This is a genomic window from Streptomyces globosus (assembly GCF_003325375.1).
Lineage (GTDB): Bacteria > Actinomycetota > Actinomycetes > Streptomycetales > Streptomycetaceae > Streptomyces > Streptomyces globosus_A.
Map to the genome: position 1 here is coordinate 1386356 of NZ_CP030862.1, position 16162 is coordinate 1402517.

Below are 16162 nucleotides of genomic sequence, written 5' to 3' on the forward strand. Positions count from 1 at the left end.
ACCAGCGAGTCTGTATGTGCGGGTCCACGAACCACTGGGTCCGAGGCCGTCGTCCGGCACGTGGGGTACCGGCGATCAGGCGCACCACATCTCTATGAAGCGCCGGCCGCACCGGCCGGCCGGAGGGAAAGCGATGGGTAGGACACTCGCGGAGAAGGTCTGGGACGACCACGTCGTCCGGCGCGCCGAGGGCGAGCCCGACCTCCTCTTCATCGATCTGCACCTGCTGCACGAGGTGACCAGCCCCCAGGCGTTCGAAGGCCTGCGGCAGGCCGGCCGCAAGGTCCGCCGTCTCGACCTCACCATCGCGACCGAGGACCACAACACCCCCACCCTCGACATCGACAAGCCGATCGCGGACCCGGTCTCCCGGGCCCAGCTGGAGACGCTGCGCAGGAACTGCGCCGAGTTCGGGGTGCGCCTGCACCCGCTGGGCGACGTCGAGCAGGGCGTCGTCCACGTCGTGGGACCGCAGCTGGGCCTGACCCAGCCGGGCACCACCGTCGTCTGCGGCGACTCCCACACCTCGACGCACGGCGCCTTCGGCGCCCTCGCCTTCGGCATCGGCACCAGCCAGGTCGAGCACGTCCTGGCCACCCAGACGCTGCCCCTGGCCCGCCCCAAGACCATGGCGATCACCGTCACCGGCGAGCTGGCCGAGGGCGTCACCGCCAAGGACCTGATCCTGGCGATCATCGCCAGGATCGGCACCGGCGGCGGCCAGGGCTACGTCATCGAGTACCGCGGCGAGGCCGTCGAGAAGCTGTCGATGGAAGCCCGCATGACCGTCTGCAACATGTCGATCGAGGCCGGCGCCCGCGCCGGCATGATCGCCCCCGACCAGACGACCTTCGACTACCTGAAGGGCCGCGACCACGCCCCCACCGGCGAGGACTGGGACGCCGCGGTCGCCTACTGGAAGACCCTGCGCACCGACGACGACGCCGTCTTCGACGCGGAGGTCGTCATCGACGGCTCCTCGCTGTCCCCGTTCGTCACCTGGGGCACCAACCCGGGACAGGGCGCGCCGCTGTCGGCGAACGTCCCCGACCCGGCTTCGTACGAGGACGCCTCGGAGCGCCTCGCGGCCGAAAAGGCCCTGGAGTACATGGGGTTGACCGCCGGGCAGCCGCTGCGCGACATCCGTGTCGACACCGTCTTCGTAGGCTCCTGCACCAACGGCCGGATCGAGGACCTCCGCGCCGTCGCCGACGTCATCAAGGGCCGCAAAGTCGCCGACGGCGTACGGATGCTGGTCGTCCCCGGCTCCGTCCGCGTCGCCCTGCAGGCGGTCGAGGAGGGCCTGGACAAGGTCTTCAAGGACGCGGGCGCCGAATGGCGGCACGCCGGCTGCTCCATGTGCCTGGGCATGAACCCCGACCAACTGGCGCCCGGCGAGCGCTCCGCCTCCACCTCGAACCGCAACTTCGAGGGCCGGCAGGGCAAGGGCGGCCGCACCCACCTGGTCTCCCCGCAGGTCGCCGCCGCCACCGCGGTCCTGGGCCACCTGGCCTCGCCCGCCGACCTGTCCGACGTCCACGCCACCGCCGGAGTCTGAACCATGGAAGCCTTCACCACCCACACCGGCCGGGCCGTGCCGCTGCGCCGCAGCAACGTCGACACCGACCAGATCATCCCCGCCCACTGGCTCAAGAAGATCACCCGCGACGGGTTCGAGGACGGGCTCTTCGAGGCCTGGCGCAAGGACCCCGACTTCGTCACCAACCGCCCCGAGCGCGCCGGCGCCACCGTGCTCGTCGCCGGACCCGACTTCGGTACCGGCTCCTCCCGCGAGCACGCCGTCTGGGCGCTGCAGAACTTCGGGTTCAAGGCGGTGATCTCCTCCCGCTTCGCCGACATCTTCCGGGGCAACTCCCTGAAGAACGGACTGCTGACGGTGGTCCTGCCGCAGGAGACCGTCGACCGGCTGTGGGAGCTGACCGAGGCCGACCCGGCCGCCGAGGTGACCGTCGACCTCGTCGCCCGGCAGGTCCGCGCGGCGGGAATCGAGGCCGAGTTCGAGCTCGACGACAACGCCCGGTGGCGTCTGCTGGAGGGCCTGGACGACATCTCCCTCACCCTTCAGAACGAAGCGGACATCGCCGCTTACGAAAGCGCCAGGCCCGCCTTCAAGCCGCGTACGATTCGCGCCTGATTACAGTCTGAGCAGCGCTTATTCACCCCCGGGTGATCACGGCGAGAACTCTGTGCCCCCCGCCCCAGGGCGGGGGGCACAGCTGTGTGTTGAGGCCCCGTGAGGCGACAACTCGCCCCAGATGGCACAATCTGTGCATGGAACGCGACAGTCAACTGGAGCTCTACCGACTCGTCGCGGACCGGTTGAAAGAAGCACACACACGGGTGCGCACGCTGCAAGTCCCGGAGGGCGTAAGGATGGCGCTGTCCCGGAAGCTGCTGGTCGTCACGGCCGCGGCGAAGCACGATCTCGCCGATGCGGCAAGGCGCCTGGACAGGTTGATGAAGGACCTCGACGAGGGTCGATTCCCTGAAGGCGACTGATGCGAAGGAACTCCGCAACGGGCACTCCCGTTGCGGCACTAGGGTGATTAGCCCGTTTCGTGTTTGATTTGCGGTATATATCCGCCTAACGTGCGAAATAAGCTTGAACACATTCGTTCTGGCGAGGTCTCCGAAGGGGAAGACGTGAACAAGGCGCAGCTCGTAGAAGCGATTGCCGACAAGCTGGGCGGCCGCCAGCAGGCCGCCGACGCCGTCGACGCGGTACTGGACGCCATGGTCCGCGCGGTCGTGGCGGGCGACCGGGTCTCGGTCACCGGCTTCGGCTCGTTCGAGAAGGTCGACCGGCCGGCCCGCTACGCCCGGAACCCGCAGACGGGTGAGCGCGTCCGGGTCAAGAAGACCTCGGTTCCCCGCTTCCGCGCGGGCCAGGGCTTCAAGGACCTGGTCAGCGGCACCAAGAAGCTCCCCAAGGGCGACGAGGTGGCCGTGAAGAAGGCCCCCAAGGGCAGCCTGATGGCAGCGGCCGCCGCCGGCGGCAGCCGCTCCACGGTCAAGAAGGCCGCGGCGAAGAAGACCACCGCGAAGAAGGCCGCCCCGGCCAAGAAGGCGGCCACCGCCGCGAAGACCGCGGCGGCGAAGAAGACCACCGCGAAGAAGACCGCGGCCACGGCCAAGAAGGCCGCGCCGGCCGCAAAGAAGACCACCACCGCGAAGACCGCCGCGTCGAAGACGACCGCCGCCGCGAAGAAGACCACCGCGAAGAAGACCGCGCCGGCGAAGAAGACCGTCGCGAAGAAGGCGCCCGCCAAGAAGGCGACGGCGCGCAAGACCGCCACCGCGAAGAAGACGGCCACCCGCAAGAAGTAGCCCCGGGCACGTCGCACACACGCCGGGCCGGCTCCCCCTCGGGGAGCCGGCCCGCGGTGCGTCCGCGCAGGCCGGAGCAGGTGCGGCGAGCGCCGGTGCCCGCCTGCCCGGACGGCCCGCCTAGAAGGTCTGCAGGGTGACCAGGGTGATCCTCAGCGACGCCCCGCGCCCCTCGGTCTCGATCCGCACCCGCTGCCCCGGCCGCAGCAGCCGCAGGCCGCCCGCGTCGAAGGCGGGGGCGTCGAACGGCACCGGCGTGCCGTCGTCCAGCAGCACACTGCCGCTGCGGGTCGTGGGATCGTACGTGTACGCGGTCGCCTGCATACGGGCACTGTATCCGGCCGTGTGCAGCCCCACCCCCAGCGTGAGCGCCGCCCGCAGGTCCGCCCCGGTGTCCACGTCCCGCCGGACGCTGTCCACCCCGGACAGCGGGATTTCCACCGCCCCCGACGCGGAATGCCGCGCCCGCGACGGGCCGCCGAACGCGGGTGCCAATTCCGACTCCGGACCCGCCGAAAGCAGCGTCGTACCGAATCCCGCGGCATCCGCGAGAAATGCCCGGGGAAATACGGATGCGGTTTCGAGCACGCGTAGCAATTCCCCCGGGCGCAGCGCGGGCAGGTCCGCGTTCATCGCGGCCACCGCCGCCCGCGGCCGACCCGCCCGGATCCGGCGCGCGCCGTGCGCCAGCGCCGCATTGAGGCCCCCGCCCGGCACGTCCGCCACGATGCGCGCCCCGAGCCGGGCCAGTTCCCCGCCGGCCCTCGCGTCGTCCGTCACCACCACCACGTCACGCACAGCCGGGCAGGCCAGCGCCCCGGCCACCGTGTCCTGCGCGAACGCCAGCGCCAGCCCCGGCCGGGCAGCGCCCACGGCAGCCGCGAGGCGGCTCTTGGCCACCGCGAGGGGCTTGAGCGGGATCACCAGGCTCCAGACGGCGTCCGTGGCGGACTCCTTCCCTCCGAGGGCGGCGGCGCGGGCGCGCACCGCGGCCGGGCGCGGTCCGCCCGCAGGGCAGGGGCCCATTGTCGCCCGAGCCCCGGCCCGGGGCCCGGCCCGCCTGAGCGGGGCGTACGGTGTTCTCGACAGAGACCGGGCCGGGCGCCACACTTGTCCGGCCCGCAGAGGTGCCCCAGCCGCGCACCGGTCGTAGAGGAAGGTGTCCGAGTGTCCCGCCGCAGAATCGGCTTCTGGTACCGCCTGGCCGCGGTCATCGCAAAACCGCCGCTGGTCGTGTTCTTCAAGCGGGACTGGCGGGGAATGGAACACATTCCGGCGGACGGCGGGTTCATCACCGCCGTCAACCACAACTCGTACCTGGACCCGCTGTCCTACGCGCACTTCCAGTACAACAGCGGCCGCGTGCCCCGCCTCCTCGCCAAGGCCGCCCTCTTCAGGGTCCCCTTCGTCGGCGCCATCCTGCGCGGCTCCGGCCAGATCCCGGTCTACCGGGAGACCACCAACGCCCTGGACGCCTTCCGGGCCGCCGTCGAGGCGATCGAGCGCGGCGAGTGCGTCGCCTTCTACCCCGAGGGCACCCTCACCCGCGACCCCGACATGTGGCCGATGGCCGGCAAGACCGGCGCCGCCCGCGTCGCCCTCATGACCAGGGCGCCCGTCATCCCGGTGGCCCAGTGGGGCGCCAACCTGGTCATGCCGCCGTACGCCAAGGAGAACAAGGTCCGCCTCTTCCCCCGCAAGACCCTCCAGGTCCTCGCCGGGCCGCCCGTGGACCTCTCCGCGTACTACGACCGGGAGCCCACGCCGGAGGTCCTCAAGGAGGCCACCGAGGCCATCATGGCCGCCATCACCCGGCAGCTGGAGGAACTGCGCGGAGAGAAGGCGCCCGACCAGCCCTACGACCACCGCAAGGCCAGGGCGGAACAGCGGCGCAAGGCCGCGGAACAGGACCACAAGTGACCGCTCCCGTGAAGGCCGCCGTCTTCGGCACCGGCTCCTGGGGAACCGCCTTCGCCATGGTGCTCGCCGACGCCGGCTGCGAGGTGGTCCTGTGGGGCCGCCGCCAGGAGCTCGCCGACGCCGTCAACACCACCCGGACCAACCCGGACTACTTCCCCGGCGTCGAGCTCCCCGCGGGCATCCGCGCCACCACCGACGCGGCCGAGGCCGCGCGCGGCGCCGACTTCGCCGTCCTCGCCATCCCCTCGCAGACCCTGCGCGGCAACCTCGCCGAGTGGGCCCCGCTGCTCCCGCCCGACGCCGTCCTCGTCTCCCTGATGAAGGGCATCGAACTGGGCACCGCCAAGCGGATGAGCGAGGTCATCGAGGAGGTCGCCAAGGTCCCGCCGGCCCGCGTCGCCGTCGTCACCGGCCCCAACCTGGCCCGCGAGATCGTCGCCCGGCAGCCCGCCGCCGCCGTCGTCGCCTGCTCCGACGAGGCCGTCGCCCAGCGCCTCCAGGCGGCCTGCCACACCCCCTACTTCCGCCCCTACACCAGCACCGACGTCATCGGCTGCGAGCTCGGCGGAGCGGTGAAGAACGTCATCGGCCTGGCCGTCGGCATCGCCGACGGCATGGGCCTCGGCGACAACACCAAGGGCTCCCTGATCACCCGCGGCCTCGCGGAGGCGACCCGCCTCGGCCTCGCCATGGGCGCCGACCCGCTCACCTTCTCCGGCCTCGCCGGCCTCGGCGACCTGGTCGCCACCTGCTCCTCGCCGCTCTCCCGGAACCACACCTTCGGCACCAACCTCGGCCGGGGCATGACCCTGGAGGAGACCATCGCGGTCACCAAGCAGACCGCCGAGGGCGTCAAGTCCTGCGAGTCGGTGGCCGATCTGGCCCGCCGCCACGGCGTCGACATGCCGATCACCGAGACGGTCGTCGAGATCGTCCACCACGGCAAGCCGCCGCTCGTCGCGCTGAAGGAGCTGATGGCGCGCAGCGCCAAACCGGAACGGCGCTGACTCCTTTCCGGACGCCCGAGCGGGTACCCTCGTGGCGATATGAGCAGCGAGAACCTCCCCCAGTCCCCTGAGCAGCAGGGCCGCAAGCCCCGCGTGGCGGTCGTGTTCGGCGGCCGCAGCTCGGAACACGCCATCTCGGTCGTCACCGCGGGTGCCGTGCTGCGCGCCATCGACCGCTCCAAGTACGAGGTGCTGCCCATCGGCATCACCTCGGACGGGCGGTGGGCGCTGACCGCCGACGAGCCCGAGCGGATGGCCATCGCCGACCGCCGGCTGCCGAGCGTCGCCGAACTCGCCGAATCGGACGAGGGCGGCGTCGTGCTCTCCGTCGACCCGGCCAGCCGCGAGGTCGTCTACACGGAGCCGGGCGCCGTCCCCAAGGCCCTGGGCGAGGTCGACGTCGTCTTCCCGATGCTGCACGGCCCGTACGGCGAGGACGGCACCCTGCAGGGCCTGCTGGAGCTCTCCGGCGTCCCCTACGTCGGCTCCGGCGTCCTCGCCTCCGCCGTCGGCCAGGACAAGGAGTACATGAAGCGGGTCTTCACCTCCTTCGGCCTGGCCGTCGGCCCGTACCTGACCGTCCGCCCCCGCGAGTGGCAGGCCGACCCGGACGCGGCGAAGGGCCGCATCCTGGACTTCGCCGCCGAGCACGGCTGGCCGCTGTTCGTGAAGCCCGCCCGGGCCGGCTCCTCCATCGGCATCACCAAGGTCGACGACGTCTCCGGCCTCGACGCGGCGATCCGCGAGGCGCAGCGCCACGACCCGAAGGTCATCGTCGAGGCGCTGCTGCGCGGCCGCGAGATCGAGTGCGGCGTCCTGGAGTTCGAGGACGGCCCCCGCGCGAGCGCGCCCGCCGAGATCCCGCCGGTCTCCAGCCACGACTTCTACGACTTCGAGGCCAAGTACATCGACTCGGCGGCGGGCATCGTGCCGGCCCCGCTCACCCCGGAGCAGACCGCCGAGGTGCAGCGGCTCGCGGTCGAGGCCTTCGAGGCCGCGTCCTGCGAGGGCCTGGTGCGCGCCGACTTCTTCCTCACCGAGGACGGCACGTTCGTCATCAACGAGATCAACACCATGCCGGGCTTCACGCCGATCTCCATGTACCCGCGGATGTGGCAGGAGTCGGGCGTCCCGTACCCGGAGCTGGTGGACCGCCTGATCCAGGCGGCGCTGCGTCGGCCCACGGGGCTGCGCTAGCCGGCGCCCCGGGCCGCGGCCCTACGACGCAGACCGCCCGCCGGGGATCCCGGCGGGCGGTCGGTGTGCGCGCGGGGCGCGGGTCAGGAGGCGATCCCCTCGGGGACGGCGGCCGCCACCGCGGCGGACAGCCCGACCAGCATCCCCGCGTCGGCGGCGTGCTCGGCGTCGACCATGACCTCCGTGTACGCCAGCCGCATCCCGGTGGTGAACCGGAACGACCCGTCGTCCCGCTTCTCCAGCAGCCAGGCCACCCCGTTCACGTGGATGCCCTCCTGCTTCGGATCGAGCATCTTCGCGGGCTTGGGGACGCCGCACCGCAGTACGATCGCCGAGCCGCCCCACGCGGCGGTCAGCTCGGACTCCGGCTCGGTCGGGGTCCGCGCCAGGCCGGCCACCGTCTCCGGGAGCCTCTCGTGCAGCGCCGCACAGTGGCCCGCGACGTCGGCGGGCGGAGCGGGCGGCGGGTCCACACGGGCCCCGCCGCCGGGGGAGCAGCCCGCCAGGGCGGCCGCCGCGGCCACGGCGGGCAGGGCGGTCACACGGAAGGGCCGGCGGTGTACGGACATCACCGGCCAAGAGTAGACGGGGGCTACAGATGGACCACCGGGCAGGTCAGGGTGCGGGTGATGCCCTCCACCTGCTGGACCTTGGCCACGACCATGCGGCCGAGCTCGTCCACGGTGTCGGCCTGGGCGCGGACGATCACGTCGTACGGGCCGGTCACGTCCTCCGCCTGGATCACCCCCGGGATCTTGCCGATGGACTCGGCGACGAACGACGCCTTGCCCACCTCGGTCTGGATGAGGATGTACGCCTGTACCACGGAACCTCCAGGGCGGCCACGAGGATCGATTCCCCCAGGGCCTGCCCGGCGGATCACGGCCGGAGCCGCGGCGACCCTGATCCGCCGGACAGGCCCTAACCTCAGGGTGGGCCCATGGACAGCGGGCGGGCCCGGGGAAGAAGAGACGCCACGGTACCGCGTCGCCGCGCGCCGCGGGGAGACCCGGGTGGACGGCGCCACGCACAGCGGGGCGTACGGAGAGCAGAAGTTGACGTATCAGTTGACGGTACCCAGAGCTGTGACGGATCGCGACCGCAAGCGGACTGGGCAAGAAGGGGCACAGCGATGAAGGGCACTGTGGGCGAGCTGGGGGAGTTCGGGCTCATTCGGGAGCTCACCTCACGGCTCACCACCACCCCCGCGGTCCGGCTCGGACCCGGCGACGACGCGGCCGTGGTGTCCGCCCCCGACCGCAGGGTCGTGGCGAGCACGGACATCCTGCTGGAGGGCCGGCACTTCCGGCGGGACTGGTCCACCGCCTACGACGTCGGCCGCAAGGCGGCCGCGCAGAACCTCGCCGACATCGCCGCCATGGGCGCGGTGCCCACGGCGCTGCTGCTCGGCCTCGTCGTCCCGGCCGAACTGCCGGTCACCTGGCCCACCGAGCTGATGGACGGCCTGCGCGACGAGTGCCAGGTCGCCGGGGCCGCCGTGGTCGGCGGAGACGTCGTCCGCGGTGAGACGATCACCGTCTCCATCACCGCCCTCGGCGACCTGCGCAACCACGAGCCCGTGCTGCGCTCCGGCGCCCAGCCCGGCGACGTCGTGGCCGTCACCGGCTGGCTCGGCTGGTCCGCGGCCGGCTTCGCGGTCCTCTCGCGCGGCTTCCGCTCCCCGCGGGCGTTCGTCGAGGCGCACCGCCGTCCCGAGCCGCCGTACCACGCGGGCCCCGCGGCCGCCGGGCTCGGCGCCACCGCCATGACCGACGTCAGCGACGGCCTGATCGCCGACCTCGGGCACATCGCGGAGGCCAGCGCCGTGCGGATCGACCTGCGCTCGGCGGCCGTGGACATCCCCACGCAGATGCACGACATCGGCCAGGCCGTCGGCGTCGACCCCTTGCAGTGGGTGCTCACCGGGGGAGAGGATCACGCCATCGTGGCGACCTTCCCGCCCGACGTGAAGCTGCCCGCCCGCTGGAAGGTCATCGGCGAGGTGCTGAACCGGTCCGCGCTGCCCCAGGTGACCGTGGACGGCGCGCCCTGGACCCACACGGGCGGATGGGACCACTTCGGCTCCGACCCGTCCACCGAGGAGACCCCGAGATGAGCGACGCGCCGCCGCTGTGCCTGACCGTGGCCGGATCGGACTCCGGCGGCGGCGCCGGCATCCAGGCCGACCTCAAGACCATGCTCGCCCTCGGCGTGCACGGGATGAGCGTGGTCACCGCGGTCACCGCGCAGAACTCCCTCGGCGTCCGCGGCGTCTGGGAGCTGCCCCCCGAGGCCGTCACCGCCCAGTACCGGGCCGTCGCGGACGACATCGGGGTCCAGGCCGTGAAGACCGGCATGCTCGCCTCCGCGGTACTCGTCGAGACGGTGGCCGCGCTGCTCGCCGACACCGGCGCGCCGGCCGTCGTGGACCCCGTCGGCGTCTCCAAGCACGGCGACCCGCTGCTCGCCGCGTCGGCCCTGGACGCCGTACGCCGCGAGCTGCTCCCGCGGGCCGCGGTGGCCACACCCAACCTGGACGAGGTGGCGCAGCTCACCGGCGTCGTCGTGGAGGACGAGGACGGCATGCGGCGGGCCGCCGACGCGGTCCTCGCGCTCGGCCCCGAGTGGGCGCTGATCAAGGGCGGCCACCTCGCCGCCCACGGCGGCGAGGCCGCCGACCTGCTCACCGACGGCGAGACCGCGCTGTGGCTGCGGGCGCCCCGGCACGACAACCGGCACACGCACGGCACCGGCTGCACCCTCGCCAGCGCCGTCGCCGCCGGACTCGCCAAGGGGCAGGACGTCCCGCAGGCCGTCATGGAGGCCAAGGAGTACGTGACCGGCGCCATCGCCGCCGGCTTCGCGCTCGGCGGCGGCATCGGCCCCGTCGGCCACGCCTGGCAGTGGCACCGCTGATCCGTCACGTCCCGCGGCCGCGGGGCCGCCTCCTCAGCCGGCGGGGCGGGCTCCCGTCCGCGGGGCCCCGACCGCTCCGGGGCAAGGCAAAAGGCCGGTCCACGAGGTGGACCGGCCTTCTTGGCAACCGGGAAGGGCTGCGCTACGACGTGGGAGCGTCAGCGCGAGACCTTGCCGGCCTTGATGCACGAGGTGCAGGCGTTGAGGCGCTTCGGCGTCCCACTGACCACGGCACGCACGCGCTGGATGTTCGGGTTCCAGCGACGGGACGTACGGCGGTGCGAGTGCGAGATGTTGTTGCCGAAGCCCGGCCCCTTGCCGCAAACGTCGCAGTTGGCAGCCACAGGTCACTCCAAAGACTTCAGATGCACTTACAGTGAAATCCGGCGCACCGGATCAGAGATCTGAAGTGGTTTGCCGGGGGAGGCCCGACGGTCGTCGGGCAACCGGAGCAGCATACAACGACTGCTCCCGTCCCAAAAAACTACCATGGCCGCCGTCCGGCCCGCCCCGCGGTCGGGACGTCCCGGCACCGCCCCGTTACCCTGCGGTGAACCCTGGCCCGCACAAGGAGGAACGCCCGGTGCCGCACGAGCAGCAGCTGCAGCCCTTCGCCGAGTTCGACGCCGAAGCGGTGCGCACCTGGAGCTCGCTGGCCGTGGCCGCACTGGGCCGGTCCCGCGACGCCATCGACGCGATCAACGTCTACCCCGTCGCGGACGCCGACACCGGCACCAACCTCTACCTCACCGCCGAGTCCGCCGACCGCGCCCTGGGCGCCGCCGGCGCCGCCGGCCTCGTACCGGCCGTCCAGGCCTGGGCCCACGGCGCGCTCATAGGCGCCCGCGGCAACTCCGGCACCATCCTCGCCCAGCTGCTGCGCGGCGTGGCCGACGGCCTCGGCGACACCCCCGCCGACCGCGGCCCCGGCCGCCTGCTGGCGCACGCGCTGACCCGGGCCGCGCAGGAGGCGTACCAGGCCGTCGCGCACCCGGTGGAGGGCACCATGCTCACCGTCGCCGCGGCCGCGGCGCGGGCCGCCGAGGCCGCCGGGGCCGCAGCCGGGACCGCCGCGGACGTGGCCCGCGCCGCCTACGACGGGGCCCGCTCGGCCCTCGCGGACACCCCGCGGCAGCTGGCCGAGCTGGGCCGCGCGGGGGTCGTCGATGCCGGCGGCTGCGGGCTCGTCGCCGTCCTCGGCGCGCTGTGGCAGGCACTGTCCGGGCAGGAGCCCGAGCCCGAGGCCGTCGGCCGGCCGGCCGACGGCGGCGCCGTGCAGCAGCCCGCGCCGTGCGGCGCCGCGGAGGAGCCCGGCGGGCCGGCGTACGAGGTGCTGTACCTGCTGGACGCCGGCGAACCCGCCGTGGCGCGGCTGCGCGAGCGGCTCGACGGCCTCGGCGACTCCCTCGTCGTGGTCGGCGGCGACGGCCTGTGGAACGTCCACGTCCACGTCGACGACCCCGGAGCCGCCGTCGAGGCCGGCGTCGAGGCCGGACGCCCCTACCGGATCCGCATCACCCACTTCGGCGACGAGCGCCGCCGCCGCACCCCCGCCGAGCGCGCCCAGCGCGCCGTCGTCGCGGTCGTCCCCGGCGAGGGCCTGGCCGCCCTGTGCGGGGAGGCCGGCGCGACCACCGTCCTCGCCCCGCCCGGGGCCGCCCCCGACGCCGAGGGGCTCGCCGCCGCCATCCGGCGCGCGCACGCCCGCGAGGTCGTGCTGCTGCCCGGCGGTCCCGACCAGCGCGCCGCCGCGCACGCCGCCGCCGAGCGGGCCCGCGCCGACGGCGTGCGCGTCGCGGTGATCCCCACCCGGTCCGCCGTCCAGGGCCTTGCGGCGCTCGCCGTCCACGACCCCGAGGGCAGCTTCGACGAGGACGTGGTCGCCATGACCTCCGCGGCCGGAGCCACCCGCTACGCCGAACTCGCCGTCGCCGAACGGCAGTCCTTCACCTCCGCCGGCATCTGCCAGGCCGGGGACGTGCTCGGCCTCATCGACGGGGACGTCGCCGTCATCGGCTCCGGACTCGCCGAGACCGCGGAGGCCGTTCTCGCCCGCATGCTGGGCTCCGGCGGCGAACTCGTCACCCTCGTCCTCGGCCCGGACGCCCCCGACGCCCTCGCCGAGCGGCTGGAGGCGTACGTCCAGCACGGGCACCTCGCGGTCGACACCGTCACCTACCAGGGAGGCCGGCACTCCGCCCCGCTGCTGATCGGGGTCGAATAGCCGCGGTGTCGGCGCGATGGTGTGCAATGAACGGGTGCCCGCGCTCGACGAAGACCTCAAGAAGACGCTCGGCCCCGCCACCGCCAAGGTGCTGGCCGAACAGCTCGGCCTGCACACGGCCCTCGACCTGCTCCACCACTATCCGAGGCGGTACGCCGAGCGCGGCGAGCTGACGTCGCTCGCCGACCTGGGCGACCAGCTCGACGAGCACGTGACGGTGGTCGCGCAGGTCGCCGACGCCCGCGTGCACACCTTCAACGGAGGGCGGGGCAGACGCCTGGAGGTGACCATCACGGACGGGTACGGCCGCCTCCAGCTGGTCTTCTTCGGCTCCGGCGTGCACAAGCCGCACAAGGACCTGCTGCCGGGCAGCCGGGCGATGTTCGCCGGCAAGGTCGGCAGGTTCAACCAGCGCCTCCAGCTCTCGCACCCCGCCTACGAACTGCTGGGCGCCGACGCCGGGGCCTCGGCGGTCGACGCGTTCGCCAACCAGCTCATCCCGATCTACCCGGCCTGTGCCAAGCTGGAGAGCTGGAAGATCGCCAAGGCCGTGGACGCGGTACTGCCGAGCGCGCAGGAGGCCGCGGACCCGCTGCCGCCCGCGCTGCGCGAGGGCCGCGGGCTGCTCACCCTCCCCGAGGCGCTCCTCAAGGTCCACCGCCCGCGCACCAAGGCCGACGTCGCGCAGGCCCGCGACCGCCTCAAATGGGACGAGGCCTTCGTCCTCCAGGTGGCTCTGGCCCGCCGCAGGCACGCCGACTCCCAGCTGCCCGCCGTCCCGCGCCGCCCCGCGCCCGGCGGCCTGCTCGACGCCTTCGACGCCCGGCTGCCGTTCACCCTCACCGAGGGCCAGCAGGCCGTCTCCCGGGAGATCTTCGACGACCTGGCCACCGAGCACCCCATGCACCGCCTCCTCCAGGGCGAAGTCGGCTCGGGCAAGACCCTGGTGGCACTGCGCGCGATGCTCGCCGTGGTGGACGCCGGCGGACAGGCCGCGATGCTCGCGCCCACCGAGGTCCTCGCGCAGCAGCACCACCGCTCGATCACCGAGATGATGGGCGAACTCGCCGAGGGCGGCATGCTGGGCGGCTCCGACCTCGGCACCAAGGTCGTCCTGCTCACCGGCTCCATGGGCGCGCCCGCCCGCCGGCAGGCCCTGCTCGACCTCGTCACCGGCGAGGCGGGCATCGTCATCGGCACCCACGCGCTGATCGAGGACAAGGTGCAGTTCCACGACCTCGGCCTGGTCGTCGTGGACGAGCAGCACCGCTTCGGGGTCGAGCAGCGCGATGCCCTGCGCTCCAAGGGCAGGCAGCCGCCGCACCTGCTGGTGATGACCGCCACGCCGATCCCGCGCACCGTCGCGATGACGGTCTTCGGCGACCTGGAGACCTCCGTCCTCGACCAGCTGCCCGCCGGGCGCTCCCCGATCGCCACCCACGTGGTGCCCGCGAAGGACAAGCCGCACTTCCTCACCCGCGCCTGGGAGCGGGTCCGCGAGGAGGTGGAGAAGGGCCACCAGGCGTACGTGGTGTGCCCCCGCATCGGCGACGAAGAGGACGACAAGAAGGCCGCCAAGGCGGCGGGGTCCCCCGAGGACGAGGCCGAGAAGCGGCCCCCGCTCGCCGTCCTGGAGACCGCGGAGAAGCTGCGCACCGGGCCGCTGGCCGGGCTCGCGGTGGAGGTGCTGCACGGCCGGATGGACCCGGCCGACAAGGACGACGCCATGCGGCGCTTCGCCGCCGGCGAGGTCCAGGTGCTGGTCGCGACCACCGTCATCGAGGTCGGCGTGAACGTCCCGAACTCCACCGTCATGGTCATCATGGACGCGGACCGCTTCGGCGTCTCCCAGCTCCACCAGCTGCGCGGCCGCGTGGGCCGCGGATCGGCCCCGGGCCTGTGCCTGCTGGTCAGCGAGATGCCCGAGGCAAGCCCGGCCCGTGCCCGGCTGGCCGCAGTGGCCGCGACCCTCGACGGGTTCGAGCTGTCCCGGATCGACCTGGAGCAGCGCCGCGAGGGCGACGTGCTCGGCCAGGCCCAGTCCGGTGTCCGCTCGTCCCTGCGCATGCTCGCCGTCATCGAGGACGAGGAGATCATCGCCCAGGCCCGCGAGGAGGCGGCCCGGACCGTGGCCGCCGACCCCGAGCTGGAGCACCTGCCCGCGCTGCGCACGGCCCTCGACGCCCTGCTGGACGAGGAGCGCGAGCAGTACCTGGAGAAGGGCTGAGCACCGGCCGGGGGGCGGGCCGGGCGGCACCGTCCGGCCCCCTGGACCTATCGTGGACCCCGCGGCGGCCGGTGCCCGGCAGCCGCCGCAGGGCCAGCGGCATCCGGCCGCGGACCCGCCGCCCACCCCTGACCGCCGTACCGAAGGACCCCAGATGACCCGCGTGATCGCCGGCAGCGCCGGCGGGCGACGGCTGGCCGTGCCCCCCGGCACGGGCACCCGGCCGACCTCGGACCGGATGCGCGAAGGCCTGTTCTCCACCTGGGAGTCGCTGCACGGCGTCGAGGGCGCCCGCGTCCTCGACCTCTACGCCGGATCCGGCGCCGTCGGCCTGGAGGCCCTCTCGCGCGGAGCGGAACACGCCCTGCTCGTCGAGACCGACGCCAAGGCCGCCAAGGCCGTCCGCGACAACATCCGCACGCTCGGCCTGCCCGGCGCCGAGTTCCGGGCCGGCCGCGCCGAGCAGGTCGTGGCCGTGCCCGCCGCGGGGGAGCCGTACGACGTCGTCTTCCTCGACCCGCCGTACGCCGTCACCCACGGCGATCTCTGCGAGATCCTCCTCACACTCCGCGCCAACGGCTGGATCGCGGACGGCGCGCTCGTCACCGTGGAGCGCGGCACCAGGAGCGGAGCGTTCCCGTGGCCGGAGGGGTTCGAGCCGCTGCGCTCCCGCAAGTACGGCGAAGGCACCCTCTGGTACGGCCGCGCCGCCTCCACCAGCGAAGAGTCATGATGCCCGCACCGGAGAACAAGGGGACCAAGTTGCGCCGCGCCGTCTGTCCGGGGTCCTTCGACCCCGTCACCAACGGGCACCTGGACATCATCGGCCGGGCCTCCCGGCTCTACGACGTCGTCCACGTCGCCGTGATGATCAACCAGTCCAAGAAGGGGCTGTTCACCATCGACGAGCGGATCGAGATGATCCGCGAGGCGACCGCCGAGTACGGCAACATCGAGGTCGAGTCCTTCCACGGGCTCCTCGTCGACTTCTGCAAGCAGCGCGACATCCCGGCGATCGTCAAGGGCCTGCGCGCCGTCAGCGACTTCGACTACGAGCTCCAGATGGCCCAGATGAACATCGGGCTCAGCGGCGTCGAAACGCTGTTCGTGCCGACCAACCCGACGTACAGCTTCCTGTCCTCCTCCCTGGTCAAGGAGGTCGCGGCCTGGGGCGGCGACGTCTCGCACCTGCTGCCGCCGCACGTGCACGCGGCGCTCACCGCCCGGCTCGCCGAACGCTGACCGGGCGAAGGCGCCGCCGTTCGCTGTCCGGCGCCGCCGCCGTGGCCTTACAGTCGTCCCGTCCGTCTCAGGAACCGCCCC

16 protein-coding genes and 1 pseudogene are annotated in these 16162 nt (G+C 73.2%); 13 read left to right on the forward strand and 4 right to left on the reverse strand.

All coding sequences use genetic code 11. The features are described from left to right. The first annotated feature begins 133 nt into the window (after window positions 1-133). From leuC to C0216_RS06565, 4 genes are all read left to right on the forward strand, one after another. Window positions 134-1558, forward strand: a complete 1425-nt coding sequence (gene leuC / locus C0216_RS06550) for a 3-isopropylmalate dehydratase large subunit (RefSeq protein WP_114054339.1) — start codon at window positions 134-136, stop codon at window positions 1556-1558. A gap of 3 nt (window positions 1559-1561) precedes the next feature. Then, window positions 1562-2155 carry a 3-isopropylmalate dehydratase small subunit gene (leuD, locus tag C0216_RS06555; RefSeq protein WP_114054340.1) on the forward strand — a complete coding sequence of 198 codons (594 nt, stop codon included), beginning with the start codon at window positions 1562-1564 and terminating at the stop codon, window positions 2153-2155. Window positions 2156-2292: 137 nt separating this feature from the next. Next, window positions 2293-2520 carry a hypothetical protein gene (locus tag C0216_RS06560; protein ID WP_114054341.1) on the forward strand — a complete coding sequence of 76 codons (228 nt, stop codon included), beginning with the start codon at window positions 2293-2295 and terminating at the stop codon, window positions 2518-2520. Window positions 2521-2664: 144 nt separating this feature from the next. Then, entirely contained in the window at window positions 2665-3348 is a 684-nt protein-coding gene (locus tag C0216_RS06565) for an HU family DNA-binding protein (RefSeq protein ID WP_114054342.1), read from the forward strand. Between the two features lie 321 nt (window positions 3349-3669). Here the strand turns inward: C0216_RS06565 and cofC are convergent. Further along, window positions 3670-4374: pseudogene (cofC, locus tag C0216_RS06570) on the reverse strand (2-phospho-L-lactate guanylyltransferase); the annotation flags it as partial. A 141-nt stretch (window positions 4375-4515) separates the two neighbouring features. On the opposite strand from cofC, the gene C0216_RS06575 reads away from it, so the two are divergent. Genes C0216_RS06575 through C0216_RS06585 form a run of 3 tightly spaced genes read left to right on the forward strand, consistent with a single transcriptional unit; the run spans window position 4516 to window position 7472 of the window. Beyond that, window positions 4516-5268 (forward strand): lysophospholipid acyltransferase family protein, encoded by a 753-nt coding sequence (locus tag C0216_RS06575; RefSeq protein WP_114054344.1) that lies wholly within the window; start codon window positions 4516-4518, stop codon window positions 5266-5268. Next, window positions 5265-6275: an NAD(P)H-dependent glycerol-3-phosphate dehydrogenase gene (locus C0216_RS06580; RefSeq protein WP_114054345.1), complete on the forward strand. Its 1011-nt coding sequence runs from the start codon at window positions 5265-5267 to the stop codon at window positions 6273-6275. The genes C0216_RS06575 and C0216_RS06580 overlap by 4 nt, the downstream gene beginning before the upstream one ends. 39 nt (window positions 6276-6314) lie before the next feature. After that, window positions 6315-7472 (forward strand): D-alanine--D-alanine ligase family protein, encoded by a 1158-nt coding sequence (locus tag C0216_RS06585; protein WP_114054346.1) that lies wholly within the window; start codon window positions 6315-6317, stop codon window positions 7470-7472. Between the two features lie 83 nt (window positions 7473-7555). Here the strand turns inward: C0216_RS06585 and C0216_RS06590 are convergent, their stop codons facing one another. Together C0216_RS06590 and C0216_RS06595 are read right to left on the reverse strand one after the other, a co-directional pair. After that, window positions 7556-8041 carry a DUF3515 domain-containing protein gene (locus C0216_RS06590; RefSeq protein WP_114054347.1) on the reverse strand — a complete coding sequence of 162 codons (486 nt, stop codon included), beginning with the start codon at window positions 8039-8041 and terminating at the stop codon, window positions 7556-7558. A 23-nt stretch (window positions 8042-8064) separates the two neighbouring features. Next, window positions 8065-8298, reverse strand: coding sequence for an Lrp/AsnC family transcriptional regulator (locus C0216_RS06595; RefSeq protein ID WP_114054348.1), 234 nt, complete (start codon window positions 8296-8298; stop codon window positions 8065-8067). Window positions 8299-8604: 306 nt separating this feature from the next. Here C0216_RS06595 and C0216_RS06600 point away from each other — a divergent pair, with 306 nt between their 5' ends. Together C0216_RS06600 and thiD are read left to right on the forward strand one after the other, a co-directional pair. Continuing rightward, on the forward strand, window positions 8605-9588 hold the full coding sequence (locus C0216_RS06600) for a thiamine-phosphate kinase (RefSeq protein ID WP_114054349.1): 984 nt from the start codon (window positions 8605-8607) through the stop codon (window positions 9586-9588). Continuing rightward, complete coding sequence (thiD, locus tag C0216_RS06605) at window positions 9585-10388, forward strand: bifunctional hydroxymethylpyrimidine kinase/phosphomethylpyrimidine kinase (RefSeq protein ID WP_114054350.1); 804 nt, start codon at window positions 9585-9587, stop codon at window positions 10386-10388. Before C0216_RS06600 ends, thiD begins: the two co-directional genes overlap by 4 nt. Before the next feature lie 158 nt (window positions 10389-10546). Here thiD and rpmB read toward each other — a convergent pair whose 3' ends face one another. Beyond that, the gene (gene rpmB / locus C0216_RS06610; RefSeq protein ID WP_064070327.1) at window positions 10547-10732 is read right to left on the reverse strand and encodes a 50S ribosomal protein L28; all 186 of its coding nucleotides are present in this window, start codon (window positions 10730-10732) and stop codon (window positions 10547-10549) included. 239 nt (window positions 10733-10971) lie between these two features. Between rpmB and C0216_RS06615 the strand changes: the two genes are divergently transcribed. From C0216_RS06615 to coaD, 4 genes are all read left to right on the forward strand, one after another. Then, window positions 10972-12612 (forward strand): DAK2 domain-containing protein, encoded by a 1641-nt coding sequence (locus tag C0216_RS06615; RefSeq protein ID WP_246042350.1) that lies wholly within the window; start codon window positions 10972-10974, stop codon window positions 12610-12612. A gap of 16 nt (window positions 12613-12628) precedes the next feature. Then, on the forward strand, window positions 12629-14839 hold the full coding sequence (gene recG / locus C0216_RS06620) for an ATP-dependent DNA helicase RecG (RefSeq protein WP_114054352.1): 2211 nt from the start codon (window positions 12629-12631) through the stop codon (window positions 14837-14839). A gap of 154 nt (window positions 14840-14993) precedes the next feature. Then, the gene (gene rsmD / locus C0216_RS06625; protein ID WP_114054353.1) at window positions 14994-15572 is read left to right on the forward strand and encodes a 16S rRNA (guanine(966)-N(2))-methyltransferase RsmD; all 579 of its coding nucleotides are present in this window, start codon (window positions 14994-14996) and stop codon (window positions 15570-15572) included. Between the two features lie 29 nt (window positions 15573-15601). Further along, window positions 15602-16081 carry a pantetheine-phosphate adenylyltransferase gene (gene coaD, locus C0216_RS06630; protein ID WP_216827123.1) on the forward strand — a complete coding sequence of 160 codons (480 nt, stop codon included), beginning with the start codon at window positions 15602-15604 and terminating at the stop codon, window positions 16079-16081. Window positions 16082-16162 lie beyond the last annotated feature (81 nt).

Bases quoted from the DNA above. Each gene is read 5' to 3' on its own strand.
- leuC (WP_114054339.1), top strand. From the start codon at position 134: ATGGGTAGGACACTCGCGGAGAAGGTCTGGGACGACCACGTCGTCCGG.
- leuD (WP_114054340.1), top strand. From the start codon at position 1,562: ATGGAAGCCTTCACCACCCACACCGGCCGGGCCGTGCCGCTGCGCCGC.
- C0216_RS06560 (WP_114054341.1), top strand. From the start codon at position 2,293: ATGGAACGCGACAGTCAACTGGAGCTCTACCGACTCGTCGCGGACCGG.
- C0216_RS06585 (WP_114054346.1), top strand. From the start codon at position 6,315: ATGAGCAGCGAGAACCTCCCCCAGTCCCCTGAGCAGCAGGGCCGCAAG.
- C0216_RS06590 (WP_114054347.1), bottom strand. From the start codon at position 8,041: ATGTCCGTACACCGCCGGCCCTTCCGTGTGACCGCCCTGCCCGCCGTG.
- C0216_RS06600 (WP_114054349.1), top strand. From the start codon at position 8,605: ATGAAGGGCACTGTGGGCGAGCTGGGGGAGTTCGGGCTCATTCGGGAG.
- thiD (WP_114054350.1), top strand. From the start codon at position 9,585: ATGAGCGACGCGCCGCCGCTGTGCCTGACCGTGGCCGGATCGGACTCC.
- recG (WP_114054352.1), top strand. From the start codon at position 12,629: ATGGTGTGCAATGAACGGGTGCCCGCGCTCGACGAAGACCTCAAGAAG.
- rsmD (WP_114054353.1), top strand. From the start codon at position 14,994: ATGACCCGCGTGATCGCCGGCAGCGCCGGCGGGCGACGGCTGGCCGTG.